This window comes from Paenalcaligenes hominis, assembly GCF_011927625.1.
GTDB classification, from domain to species: domain Bacteria; phylum Pseudomonadota; class Gammaproteobacteria; order Burkholderiales; family Burkholderiaceae_B; genus Paenalcaligenes; species Paenalcaligenes hominis.
Map to the genome: position 1 here is coordinate 253,296 of NZ_JAATIZ010000002.1, position 12,161 is coordinate 265,456.

Annotated in this window: 10 protein-coding genes and 1 pseudogene; 5 read left to right on the forward strand and 6 right to left on the reverse strand. The window is 50.5% G+C overall.

Annotated features, from left to right (window positions below):
* Positions 1-55 precede the first annotated feature (55 nt).
* From mutM to GGR41_RS05255, 4 genes are all read left to right on the forward strand, one after another.
* Positions 56-889 carry a bifunctional DNA-formamidopyrimidine glycosylase/DNA-(apurinic or apyrimidinic site) lyase gene (mutM, locus tag GGR41_RS05240; protein WP_167660957.1) on the forward strand — a complete coding sequence of 278 codons (834 nt, stop codon included), beginning with the start codon at positions 56-58 and terminating at the stop codon, positions 887-889.
* Positions 890-1,022: 133 nt separating this feature from the next.
* Positions 1,023-1,982, forward strand: a complete 960-nt coding sequence (locus GGR41_RS05245) for an MBL fold metallo-hydrolase (RefSeq protein ID WP_077734534.1) — start codon at positions 1,023-1,025, stop codon at positions 1,980-1,982.
* Positions 1,983-2,042: 60 nt separating this feature from the next.
* Positions 2,043-3,665 (forward strand): FAD-dependent oxidoreductase, encoded by a 1,623-nt coding sequence (locus GGR41_RS05250; protein ID WP_167661257.1) that lies wholly within the window; start codon positions 2,043-2,045, stop codon positions 3,663-3,665.
* Between the two features lie 14 nt (positions 3,666-3,679).
* Positions 3,680-3,880 (forward strand): DUF2783 domain-containing protein, encoded by a 201-nt coding sequence (locus GGR41_RS05255; protein WP_188372586.1) that lies wholly within the window; start codon positions 3,680-3,682, stop codon positions 3,878-3,880.
* Here GGR41_RS05255 and GGR41_RS05260 read toward each other — a convergent pair.
* Together GGR41_RS05260 and GGR41_RS05265 are read right to left on the reverse strand one after the other, a co-directional pair.
* Positions 3,877-4,581 carry a phosphatase PAP2 family protein gene (locus GGR41_RS05260; RefSeq protein ID WP_167660958.1) on the reverse strand — a complete coding sequence of 235 codons (705 nt, stop codon included), beginning with the start codon at positions 4,579-4,581 and terminating at the stop codon, positions 3,877-3,879. The genes GGR41_RS05255 and GGR41_RS05260 overlap by 4 nt on opposite strands.
* Positions 4,582-4,588: 7 nt before the next feature.
* A complete protein-coding gene (locus GGR41_RS05265; RefSeq protein WP_167660959.1) occupies positions 4,589-6,010 on the reverse strand; it encodes an FAD-binding oxidoreductase in 1,422 nt (473 codons plus the stop codon).
* 105 nt (positions 6,011-6,115) lie between these two features.
* Between GGR41_RS05265 and GGR41_RS05270 the strand changes: the two genes are divergently transcribed.
* Positions 6,116-7,498, forward strand: coding sequence for a phosphomannomutase/phosphoglucomutase (locus GGR41_RS05270; protein WP_167660960.1), 1,383 nt, complete (start codon positions 6,116-6,118; stop codon positions 7,496-7,498).
* 49 nt (positions 7,499-7,547) lie between these two features.
* Here GGR41_RS05270 and GGR41_RS13240 read toward each other — a convergent pair whose 3' ends face one another.
* The 4 genes and pseudogenes from GGR41_RS13240 to GGR41_RS05285 all read right to left on the reverse strand — a co-directional run bounded on the left by GGR41_RS13240 (position 7,548) and on the right by GGR41_RS05285 (position 12,146).
* Positions 7,548-8,720 carry a glycosyltransferase family 4 protein gene (locus GGR41_RS13240; RefSeq protein ID WP_308633641.1) on the reverse strand — a complete coding sequence of 391 codons (1,173 nt, stop codon included), beginning with the start codon at positions 8,718-8,720 and terminating at the stop codon, positions 7,548-7,550.
* Between the two features lie 120 nt (positions 8,721-8,840).
* Positions 8,841-9,917 (reverse strand): annotated as a pseudogene (locus tag GGR41_RS13245) (glycosyltransferase); the annotation flags it as partial.
* Positions 9,872-10,990: a glycosyltransferase family 4 protein gene (locus GGR41_RS05280; RefSeq protein ID WP_167660962.1), complete on the reverse strand. Its 1,119-nt coding sequence runs from the start codon at positions 10,988-10,990 to the stop codon at positions 9,872-9,874. The gene GGR41_RS05280 and the pseudogene GGR41_RS13245, both read right to left, overlap by 46 nt.
* A 7-nt stretch (positions 10,991-10,997) precedes the next feature.
* Positions 10,998-12,146: a glycosyltransferase family 4 protein gene (locus tag GGR41_RS05285; RefSeq protein WP_167660963.1), complete on the reverse strand. Its 1,149-nt coding sequence runs from the start codon at positions 12,144-12,146 to the stop codon at positions 10,998-11,000.
* Positions 12,147-12,161: the final 15 nt, after the last annotated feature.

The following is a 12,161-nucleotide window of genomic DNA, read 5'->3' on the forward strand; positions in this document are numbered from 1 at the left end:
ATTAAGCCAAATGCCCCAATTAACCTATAGCAGTCAATGATCTTAGCACCCCAATATGCCCGAATTACCTGAAGTTGAAACCACTCGTCGCGGAATTGCGACGCTGATGCCCCAACAGGTGTTACGCCAATGTCTAGTGCACCAACCCAAAATGCGTTGGCCTATTCCGCCCAACATGAACGAGCTCGTACAAAATAAAACCGTACTTGCGTGTGAGCGTCGTGGCAAGTATTTATTACTACGTTTTGAGCACGGCTACCAAATTATTCATCTTGGTATGTCGGGCTCGCTGCGCAGCGTGCCGCTTGATACGCCTAGACTGAAACACGACCATGTTGAGTGGATATTTGACCATGCCCGCTTTTTGTTACACGACCCACGCCGTTTTGGCGCAGTGCTATGGCATGATCTACGAGATGGCCCTATATTAAAACACCCTCTGTTAGCTAAGCTAGGGGTAGAGCCACTTAATTCTGAGTTTAACCCAGACTATCTGTTTCAACAGTTCGCAAATCGTAATGCCTCAATAAAATCCGTGCTTTTAGCCGGCCAGGCCGTCGTAGGGGTAGGCAACATTTACGCCTCTGAGTCCTTATTCAAAGCGGCTATTGACCCCACTGCACCGGCTAAATCCCTGTCATTGGCACAGGTCACGGCCCTGCATCAAGCCATTGTGGAAACATTACAACAAGCTCTGGATTCTGGTGGTAGTACACTGCGTGACTACAAAAATGCGACGGGCGAGGCCGGTGCTTATTTTGATTTATTTGCCCAAATTTATGGTAAAGCTGGCCAGCCTTGTCCCCGTTGCGCCACCCCTATTCAACGCATGGTACAAAACCAACGAGCGACCTACTTTTGCTCGCGGTGCCAAAATGTGAATACCTAAATACCGAATCTCTTTCCGCTCTTTTCATAGAGCGGTTTTTTTATACCTATGGAATTCACCTATATCGAACACATTGTATATAAACAAATAAGCAGCTACTATTTACTCATTGATAACCTCATGGAGAAATACGATGACTGCACCTAAACAGTTTGCCTCGCACGGTGACATGGAAGACAAAGTTGTCTCCTTTGAAAAACTGTCTGACAACGCCTACGCCTACACCGCAGAAGGCGATCCGAACACGGGCATTATTGTGGGCGACGATGCTGTCATGGTGATTGACACGCAAGCTACCCCTGTGATGGCAGAAGACGTGATTCGTCGTGTACGTGAAGTCACAGATAAACCTATTAAATACATCTTGTTATCGCACTACCATGCCGTGCGCGTATTGGGCGCATCAGCCTATAACGCACAGGAAATCATTGCCAGTCGCGATACGTATGATCTGATCGTAGAGCGCGGCGAAGAAGACAAAGCCAGCGAAATTGGTCGTTTTCCTCGTTTATTCCGCAACGTGGAATCCGTACCCGAGGGGCTAACATGGCCCACCATGACCTTTGACGGCTTTATGACCGTAGACCTAGGTAATCTAGAGGTCCATATCATGCAAGTCGGCCGTGGTCATACCAAGGGTGACACCATTGCGTGGTTACCAGAACAAAAAATCCTCTTTGCCGGTGACTTAGTTGAATACCAATCCACCCCTTACGCTGGTGACTGTTACTTCCGTGAATGGCCGCACACCTTAGATAATTTGGCCGAGTTTGAAGCCGAGAAAATGGTACCCGGGCGTGGCCCAGCATTGAAAAACGCTACCGAAGTACGTAAAGCCCTAGCGGGAACTCGCGCCTTTTTGACTGACCTCTACACGTGCGTCAACCAAGGTGTGGCCGAAGGCAAAGACCTAAAAACCATTTACCGTGAAACCTACGATTTCATGAAACCTCGTTATGCCGACTGGGTGATCTTCGATCACTGCATGCCATTTGACGTATCACGTGCTTACGACGAAGCCACTGGGCATGATGAGCCGCGCATTTGGACCGCAGAGCGCGATATTGAAATGTGGAAACAACTTGAAGGCTAAATCACCCATTAGAGAGTGACAGTACAGGAGACAAGGGTGTTAGAGACTAACTATCAAACAATGAAGTTACCTATCGCCCCCACCCCAAACCACGATGAGCACCATCCCATCGTGGTTGTCGGAGCGGGGCCGGTAGGCTTAGGGATGGCGATTGACCTCGCGTTGCGAGGCCAGAAAGTCGTTGTGGTGGATGACGATCATCATTTCTCGGTTGGCTCCCGCGCCATCTGCTTTGCTAAGCGCACCCTAGATATCTGGGATCGTTTAGGTGTAGGCGAGCGTATGGTGCAAAAAGGCATCTCGTGGAATATAGGGAAAGTCTTTTTCCGTGACGAGGAAGTATGGAATTTCAATCTACTTCCCGAGCCTCAGCATCGACGCCCTGCTTTTATTAACCTACAGCAGTATTACTGCGAAGGCTATTTATACGAACGAGCTATTGAGCTTGGCGTAGAAATCCGTTCAAAGCATAAGGTCACTGCACTGACTAATCACGCTGACCATGCACAGTTGGAAGTCACAACGCCCGAGGGCAGTTACCAACTGCGCGCTGACTGGCTCGTGGCTTGTGATGGTGCGCGTTCTCCTTTGCGTTCATTATTAGGGCAATCCAGCCAAGGACGTATTTTTCAAGACCGTTTTTTAATTGCTGATGTACGCATGAAAGCGTCGTATCCAGCCGAGCGGTGGTTTTGGTTTGATCCCCCCTTTCACCCGAATCAATCCGTCTTGTTGCACAGTCAACCCGATGATGTCTGGCGTATCGACTTTCAGCTAGGCTGGGATGCAGACCCCATCGAAGAGGTCAAAGAAGAAAATGTGCGCCCTCGTGTCCAAGCCTTACTAGGCGCTGATAACGAGTTTGAATTTGAGTGGATCAGTATTTATACCTTTGCCTGCGAACGGATGGATAAGTTCCGTTTTAATCGCATTTTGTTTGCAGGCGATGCAGCGCACCGCGTTTCCCCCTTTGGTGCGCGCGGCGCTAACAGCGGGATTCAAGATACAGACAACTTAGCCTGGAAATTGGATTTGCATTTACGCGGTCTAGCTCCCGAGTCTTTATTAGATAGCTATTGCAGTGAGCGACGATACGCAGCTGACGAGAACCTATCCCACTCCAGCCGCTCTACCGATTTTATTACGCCAAAAAGTGACATCAGTTTGCTATTTAGAAATACCGTTTTACGTTTGGCTAAAGACTTAGGTTTTGCACGCAGCCTGGTGAACAGTGGTCGCTTGTCTACGCCTAGCACCTATGAACAGAGTCCGTTAAACACGCCTGATCAGGATAGCTTTATGGGATCGGTCGCCGTGGGCGGGCCTGCAACGGATGCACCGCTAGAACAAGCACAGCAACCAAGATGGTGGCTAAATGAATTAGGACAGGGGTTTACGTTGGCAGTATTTAACCCGTGCTCTGATGATCTACTGAAAGTAAAGGCGTTAGAAGCGGTTGCGCCCTTATCGGTGGTGGTGATTCACACCCCCGATCATTCATTAGACGCTGCTAGCTCATCATGGCATGTGCTGACTGACTCGGTAGGGGTTTGGCAACAGCGCTACGATGCCCAGGCTGGCTCGTGTTATTTGTTCCGCCCAGACCAGCATCTGACTGCACGCTGGCGTCAGACCGATCACCTACGCATTCAAGCGGCTTTGCACCGTGCATGTGGTCATTAACACAAGGAATCGCTATGTTAAATACGGAATTAAATATTACCAAAGCCGATGACTTTTATGCGCATCTGATTGAGTCGCACGAAGGCCTCAGTACCAGTCAGAGCCATGCCATGAATGCTGCGCTGGTGCTAATTCTGAGTAACCATGTTGGCGACTTTGAGCTCATCAAAGAAGCCATAGCACGCGCGCGCCGTACCGCAGAGCTAAGCGACTAATCACAGACGGGGCGTAACTGCCCCGCTTTTTTTAACTCGGGCGCAAACCATATACTTGCAAATAACCAAATACAGGCTTGAGACCAGAGCACTTGGCTTAGGCTGTGATAGCCTTGCATAATACGTAAATAACCAAAACCAAAACCCAACAAAAGCGCTAGGCCTACGCCTAACCAACGCCGTTGTGCGTTACCTTGTACCCAACCTAAGTAATACACCGCAATAAAAATAAAACCACAGGTAGCATGCACGCTTGGCAACGCCCCGCCCCCTTGGGCCCAGCCCTGTGCCCAAAACGAAATGGGTACAGCCTGGTCGCCCCCAAACTGCTCTAAGTGCATAGGGCGCGGCATAGCGGTGAATTGTTTAATCACCCCAATTGCCAGCGGTGAGCCAAAGAAAAATAACGCAATGCGTAGATACATACTGCGCTGTGCCAAGGATGCCTTGACTAGCCCATAGGCTGCCCAGACAAAAGCACCACCAAAGGGAATAAACCAAATGGCATATTTACCAAAAAAATACACCAACGGTTGGGTGGCATAAATGAACTGCTGTGAGCTGGCTTCAAAATACTGAGCTGAGAGCGCTAAGTCTAGAGGTTGGTATTGCCACCATCCCGCTAGCCCAGCTAACAACACAAAAATCAGCACCGTATGAAAACTGTAATAGCGACCTAATTCTGAATTAAAAAAACACATACAACGATTACTTGGGTAAGGAGTCAGCCAGTAATTTACCGGGATTCATTAAATTGAGTGGATCTAGCGCTTGTTTGATTTGACGCATTAACGCGAGCTCGACAGGGTCTTGGTATAACACCAACCAATCCCGTTTTAGTTGACCAATACCATGCTCGGCGCTGAGCGTGCCTTGTACACGCTGCAACTGGTCGAAAACAATTTTATAGATGGCTTTTTCAAAACTCAGTACCTCCGCTTCGGTATAGCGCCCCTTAGCGACGTTGTAGTGCAAGTTGCCGTCACCAAGATGACCAAAGATCACATGTTCTACACCAGGATAAGCGGCTTGAATTTGGGCATTAGTTTGCGTAACAAAATCAGCCACCTCGGAAACAGGGACCCCAATATCATGCTTGACACTTTTACCTAACACTTTTTCTGCTAGAGGAATACTTTCCCGTAAATGCCAGAGCTCTTGGCTTTGCCGCGTGTTTTCCGCAATGATCACATCTAGCGCTAGGTCCTGCTCTAGAGCCTGACCTAGCACCTCTTCAAGCCGCTGCCGTGCATGCAATTCACTTTCGTTGTCGGATAATTCGATTAAAACGAACCACGGCGCCTGGGCGGCCTCGCCACTGAATGCAAGCCGTTGTTCGGGAAAGCACTGCACGACCGCCTCTAAGCAATTGTGTGCCATGACCTCAAATGCCGTTAAGCCCGCATCAAAGCCTTGACGCGCCAAGCTCAATAACTGAGCCGCCGCCTCAAGCGAACGAACTGCCACTAACGCTGTATTTTGTGCAACGGGCACCGGATACAGCTTTAACGTTGCGGCAGTAATGATGCCAAGCGTACCCTCGCTGCCTATGAATAAACTGCATAAATCGTAACCAGTATTGTCTTTACGTAAGCCACGCAAGCCATGCCAAATTTGGCCATCAGCCGTTACGACCTCGAGGCCTAGCGCTAAGTCGCGCGCATTGCCATAGCGCAGCACCTGTGTTCCACCCGCGTTGGTGGCTAAATTGCCGCCAATGGTGCAACTGCCTTCGGCAGCTAAGCTTAAAGGAAATAAGCGCTGATGCGCAGCGGCATAGTCTTGAACCTGTTGCAAAATACAACCTGCCTCGACCACAATAGTGTCATTAGCCGTATCAATACTGCGGATTTGGTTAAGGCGTAATAAAGATAAAATCAGCACCGGTTCAACACTTGGGGTAGCACCGCCACATAAACTGGTATTGCCCCCTTGGGGTAAAAGGGGCAAGCGCTGTTCATTTGCCCACCGTACCACCGCCGCTACCTCGGCCGTAGACCCAGGGCGTACCACAGCTAAGGCCTTACCACTGAATCGACCACGCCAATCCGTCACATACGGAGCCGTTTGCTCACCAACGAGTACGTGATCTGCCCCTACTATATCCACCAAGCCATCTAGCTTCATCATGGTCATTCCTCTTTGCTATGTGTTAGGTAGTGCACTTTGCCGCTGCAACCTATCTGTGAATCGGCGATAATACGAATTATTCATTTTAATCATGGAGTCTGCTGCATGACCACCGCTTTACCTGCTTCAGTATTTAAAGCCTACGACATTCGGGGTATTGTTCCAACTCAACTGAATGCCGATTTCGCATTCAAGTTAGGCTACGCCTTAGGCACTCAAGCGGCATTGGCGCTTGTGCCTGCTATTGTGGTGGGCTACGACGGGCGTCATAGCAGCCCTGAATTGGGTGAAGCCTTAATGCAAGGTATAGAACGCGCCGGTGTTAACACCATTCATATTGGTCTGGCACCAACACCGCTTGTTTATTACGCGGCCAACATGCTGCATACATTAAGCGCCGTCGCTATCACTGGCAGTCATAACCCACCCGAATACAACGGCTTTAAAATGATGATGGCGGGCAAAACGCTGTATGGCGATGACATTCAACAGCTTTACCAGCTCATGCTGAATCCTGTTCCTGTTGCCAATCAACCAGGTCAGCGCATCGAGCAAAGCATCACTCAAAACTACATCAATGAAATTCAAAGTAGTATTCATCTTGCGCGCCCCATGCGGGTGGCCGTGGACTGCGGGAACGGGGTTGCTGGTGCAGTAGCTCGCCAACTCTTTGATGCCCTAGGGTGTGAAACAGATATTTTATTTGAAGAAGTAGACGGTAACTTTCCTAACCACCACCCCGACCCCGCCGACCCCGACAATCTGGTGGATTTAATCCGTCACGTCCAAGAGCACGATTTTGAGTTGGGGTTGGCGTTTGATGGTGATGGCGATCGTTTAGGAGTAGTCACACGCAATGGTGAAATCATCTGGCCTGACCGTCAACTGATTTTATACGCCCAAGACATCCTCACCCGACGCCCAGGCGAGACCATTATTTTTGATGTGAAGTGCAGTCGTCATGTTGCCCTCGCCATTAAACAAGCCGGTGGCACACCGTTGATGTGGCAAACGGGCCATTCATTGATTAAAGCAAAACTCGCTGAAACCAATGCCCCCTTAGCGGGTGAGATGAGTGGCCACACTTTCTTTAAAGAGCGCTGGTATGGCTTTGATGACGGCCTCTATACGGCGGCACGTTTATTGGAAATTTTGTCACGCTATCAAGACCCCAGCGCGGTGCTTGAGGCATTGCCTAAAGACGTGTCTACCCCCGAGCTCAAGCTAGAAATGAATGAAGGCGAGCCCCACGCTTTTGTAGAGCGCCTCATTAACGAAGGCCAGTTCCCAAGCGCTAAAGAGCACATCACCATTGATGGCATACGTGCTGAATACGAAGACGGGTTTGGTTTAGCGCGTGCTTCTAATACTACCCCTGTAGTGGTGTTACGTTTTGAGGCACAAAACGAGGCTGCTTTAGCCCGAATCCAACAGGAATTTAAAGCAGCCATTCATCAACTTAGACCCGATTTAACGCTACCGTTTTAACTGTTCACGCTATTCAGGTGGCACGCACTCGGTAGTGCCACCTGATAACTTAATTATTTTTAGCCAGGTACCCATATAAGCGTAAATGGGTATCAATAACCGTATTAATATCAAAAGCGCGCTCAGCCAAATCGCGACCGGCACGCCCAAACTGTTGGCGCATCGCCTTATTTTTAGCCAGCGTTAATATGGCCTCATACAAGGCATCAGCGTCTTGCGCAGGCACCAAAAGCCCCGTCACATTTGCTTCGATGGCATCTCTGCACCCAGGCACATCGGTGGTGACTACAGCTCGTCCACACGCTGCCGCCTCAATCAGTGACTTAGGCAGGCCTTCGCGATACGACGGCAACACCGCAATGTGCGACTTGTGATAGAGCTCTGCAATATTTGTTTGCTCGCCCAGCCACTGGATTACGCCGGATTGATGCCATTGCGTCATTTGCTCGGCAGTGACGGAAGCCGGATTGCCTTTATCAGGGCTACCCGCTATTTGCCAAACCACCGCCTCGCCTGCAGCTTGGCTTTTTTGGGCAGCGGTAATGAACTCGTGAATACCCTTATCCAGCAGGAGCCTTGAGACCATTAAGGCCACAGGGGGGCCATCGGGCTCGGGGACATAATTAAACGTATCTAGATCCACCCCTGAACCGCGTATTAATACCGCTTGTTCGCTTCGTACTGCCCCCGCATTTAGCAATACATCGCGATCGTTACTATTTTGAAAAATAACGCGACTACGAGGGTGTTTTAAGGCTAAGCCATAAAGGCGCAATGCCAGCCAACGCATGAGCCCACCGCGCTCGTTGGTAAAGATATAGCCTAAACCTGACACAGCAGCTAAAAAGCCTGGAACGCGCGCTAAACGTGCCGCAATCCCCCCGTATAAAACGGGCTTGATGGTAACCGCATGCACTACCTGTGGCTGGACACGTTTAAATAAGCGATAAATAGCCCAAATGCTGCGCAATTCAGCCAAAGGGTTTTTGCCACTGCGACTTAAGGGCAAACGATGATGAATAAAGCCTAACTCGCGGATTCGAGCTACCGCCGACCCATCCATGGTGGCAACTTGGACAGTAAAGCCTGCTTTTTTGGCTGCAATGGCTAAAGGTAGACGATGGGAGACAAAAAATGCCGGGTTATTGACTACGTACAGCAACAACGGCCCTTGACCTGAGGCAGTAACAGACCGTGTAGCGTCATGTGTCTGATTTAGCATGTCATGCCAGAGCTTTTCGTAGCTCTCAACCATGGTGCTTAGACTATAACGTTGCGCCACACGCTGGGCGGCTCGATCAAGCTGTGCCGCAAGAGCAGGCTCAGCGATCAACTGTAGGGCTTTTTCTATGCCAGCGGCCAATGCCTGTGCATTGCGGGGAGGCACAACAATACCTTCTTCAGCCACAATACGGGCAGCATCGCCGACATCCGTCACTACACACAAGGCCCGAGACACCATGGCTTCGCACACCACATTGGGGAAGCCCTCGGCTTTACTGGATAAAACATGAATATCCGTGGCCGCCATTATGACTGGGACATCATCACGCCGTCCCAGTAATGTGATGCGATCATGCAGCCCCTCTTGGGTAATCAAGCGCATCAGCTCGGCGTTGTCGTTGTCTATGCCATCGCCCACCAACACCGCATGCCAAACTGTGCCGGCGCGCTTTAGCCGGCCCAACGCCGACAGTAAATTAGGATGATCTTTTAATGGATTCCAGCGTCCTACTGTTAATAGCATGGGGGTTTCGGGCGCTATACCTAGTTGTGCTCGTAATGCCGCAGCACGCTCGGGCTGAGGATGCCATTGACTTAAATCGTAGCCATTGGGTATGACACGCATTTTTTCCGCCTTGTAGCCCCACTGTTTGTGCCTACGTGCGGCATTTTCTGCACACGCCACAATTTGCTGAGGGAGCCAACCCGATACCTTGGCACACAACGAGGCCACAGCACGGGCTTTCAGGCTGCTGTGATGCAAGTTTTCCCCTGAGTTTCGTATGCCCCATGCAATGGTTTTAATACCCACACTGCGTGCGGCTAAGCCTCCGAGTAAATCGGCGTGATACATCCACGTTTGCACCACATCCGGCTGCAGTTTTTTTAATAAACGCCGTAACGCCCACCACCCCGTCAGTAGCTTCACGCCTTTCATATGCAAACAATGCACATCAACATGGGCTTGCTGCAATCGCTCACCAAACACCCCTGCATCACTCATTGATATGACTATATGTTGAGTTTGCGTCTGCTTAGCGGTTACAAGGCGATAGAGTACGGTTTCGGCCCCACCTTGACCCAGACCAGAAATAATATGCACTACCACTAACGGAGAGGGCGTTGTCGCTTCGGTTTTCATGAGGATTCCTATGACTGAACTTTCACACCGGCCTGCTGAAAGACCTGATCCCATTGGGCGAGGATCGCTGCCATACCATAGCGCTCACGCACAGAAGCGGCTGCACGCAACCCCAGTACCCCACGCAATCTGGAGTCAGCCATTAACTCGCTTAGTGCCTGCTCTAGCGCAGTGGGGTCATGCAGTGGCACTAATACAGCGTCCCTGCCTTCGCTAGACAGCTCTTTAGGTCCGCTAGGACAATCTACCGTAACACAGGGCAATCCTAAGGTCATGGCCTCTAGCAGCACATTAGGAAAACCTTCGTAAGCAGAAGTGAGCACAAACAGTTGGGCTTGTTGTAACTGCTGCCACGGCTCTGGCGTTTTACCTGGTAAGAACACTCGATCTTTTAAGCCGACGAGTTCGGCACGCTGCTCAAGCTTGGCACGTTCTGGCCCCTCGCCATAAATATGCAGACTCCACTCTGGAAATTGCTCTGCAATCATGCCAAAAGCTTGGATTAACTGCTCAAACTGTTTAGCGGGCACCAAACGCCCCATCGCCACTAGCTGACACGCTTTGGTTTTTTCTACCTGATGTGCCATAGGTGTTACGGCTAGCTCTGGCGGGATGGGATTGGGTAGGACCGCCAGCTCGCCCAACTGAGGCTCGGCCTTTTTAAAGGCATGGGCAGCATCTTGAGTCTGTACGACCACACGCGCGGCACGTGGATATAGCCGGCGTCGTAATGCTTTTAGTTGTTTGCCTGCACTTTGACTAACCACCGGATTAGTACGCTCACACACCACCACAGGGGTAGGTACTCCACGCAGTGCTATCAGTACATTGACATTCACATTGGTGAGAAATGACACCACCACATCGGGCTTAACCTCGCGGTAAATACGTCGGATGGCGCGCCACTTACGTACAGGGGTTAGACCGGGAGGAAACCAGCCTAGTTGCTGACCTAATGGCGTGAACTGAACTCGACCATCTAAAGGATAAAAACTGTCTGTGGTACCTAAAAAGGTCGGTACTAAACACACCTCGTCGCCGCGCTGCACCCAAGCATTGGCCAGCTCGGCGGCAACGCGCTCGGCGCCACCTGCATTCATTGAACCCACAAAAAACAGTATTTTCATAATGTGCCTAGTGATTGCTAGAGGGTGGAGTGGTGTCTGAGGCGGGTAGCGTCTTTGTAGCTAATGGGTGGGGCAATAATCGTTCCCATTGCGCCATGACTAAAGCGGCTGAAAAACGGTCTTTGACATCCACAGCGCGGCGCGCTAAGGCCGCGCGCTTAAGGGGCCGTGCCATTAAGTCGGATAAATGTGCTGCTAAAGCCTCTGGTTCGTCTGGGGGGTTGACCAAAATGCCATCAATATTGTCACGAATAATTTCTCTGGGTCCGGTATCGCAATCCACCGCAACCACCGGCAAACCCGCTGCCATGGCCTCGAGCAAGGTATTAGACAGCCCTTCGGTGCGTGAGCTAAGCACATACATATCGGCGTATTGGTACCACTCAGCCATATTTCCTACGCGCCCCATTAACTGAACGCGTTGGCTTAAATCGGCTTCCTGAATTTGTTGCTGCAGGCGCGGACGTTCATCGCCTTCGCCCAAAATAACCAGATCCCAATCGGGAAAATACGGCGCAATCAAAGCAAAGGCTTGAATTAATAAATCAAAGCCTTTAACGGGATGCAACCGCCCTACTGCCAATAAACGCAAGCGTTGTGCTTTACTTGGTACAGTCACCACAGGCTCTTGATTTTTTAAGGGCCAATTGACTGCATTTGGGATCACCACCACGTTGGACCCCGGAATATGATCGTGTATCCATTGTGCGGTGCCTTGGGTCAGGGCCACTACAGCATGTGCACGGGGATAGGCCCAACGACGTAATTTTTGCCAAGCCGCCGGCAATGATTGCAACGGTGGATGGGTATGCTCGGTGACTAAAACACGGCATGTCAGCCCTTTTGTGGCCATTACGGCTAAGACAGATGCTGTCGTCATCATGCCTAACACACAATCTGGCTTGTGTTTTTTGATCAGTTTGCGCAATTTACGCACACGTTGCCAATTGGCCAAGGCCCCACGTAAACCACCGCCGCTTGCATGCGCTGTTCCCATCACATAGCGTTGCACCCCCTCGGGCAGGGGGTAAGCGTCGGTTGCTGCGGTCATTTGCGTGACTATACTGACTTGATAGCCTAAACGTAGCCAGTATGCGCTTAAATCTACCGCTACGCGCTCAGCACCACCACCCCTTAACGAGTGGATTACAATCATAATATGCATAATAAT

Excerpts from the sequence above, each read along its gene's own strand:
- mutM (WP_167660957.1), top strand. The coding sequence starts at position 56 with ATGCCCGAATTACCTGAAGTTGAAACCACTCGTCGCGGAATTGCGACG.
- GGR41_RS05245 (WP_077734534.1), top strand. The coding sequence starts at position 1,023 with ATGACTGCACCTAAACAGTTTGCCTCGCACGGTGACATGGAAGACAAA.
- GGR41_RS05250 (WP_167661257.1), top strand. The coding sequence starts at position 2,043 with ATGAAGTTACCTATCGCCCCCACCCCAAACCACGATGAGCACCATCCC.
- GGR41_RS05255 (WP_188372586.1), top strand. The coding sequence starts at position 3,680 with ATGTTAAATACGGAATTAAATATTACCAAAGCCGATGACTTTTATGCG.
- GGR41_RS05260 (WP_167660958.1), bottom strand. The coding sequence starts at position 4,581 with ATGTGTTTTTTTAATTCAGAATTAGGTCGCTATTACAGTTTTCATACG.
- GGR41_RS05265 (WP_167660959.1), bottom strand. The coding sequence starts at position 6,010 with ATGATGAAGCTAGATGGCTTGGTGGATATAGTAGGGGCAGATCACGTA.
- GGR41_RS05270 (WP_167660960.1), top strand. The coding sequence starts at position 6,116 with ATGACCACCGCTTTACCTGCTTCAGTATTTAAAGCCTACGACATTCGG.
- GGR41_RS13240 (WP_308633641.1), bottom strand. The coding sequence starts at position 8,720 with ATGCTAAATCAGACACATGACGCTACACGGTCTGTTACTGCCTCAGGT.
- GGR41_RS05280 (WP_167660962.1), bottom strand. The coding sequence starts at position 10,990 with ATGAAAATACTGTTTTTTGTGGGTTCAATGAATGCAGGTGGCGCCGAG.
- GGR41_RS05285 (WP_167660963.1), bottom strand. The coding sequence starts at position 12,146 with ATGATTGTAATCCACTCGTTAAGGGGTGGTGGTGCTGAGCGCGTAGCG.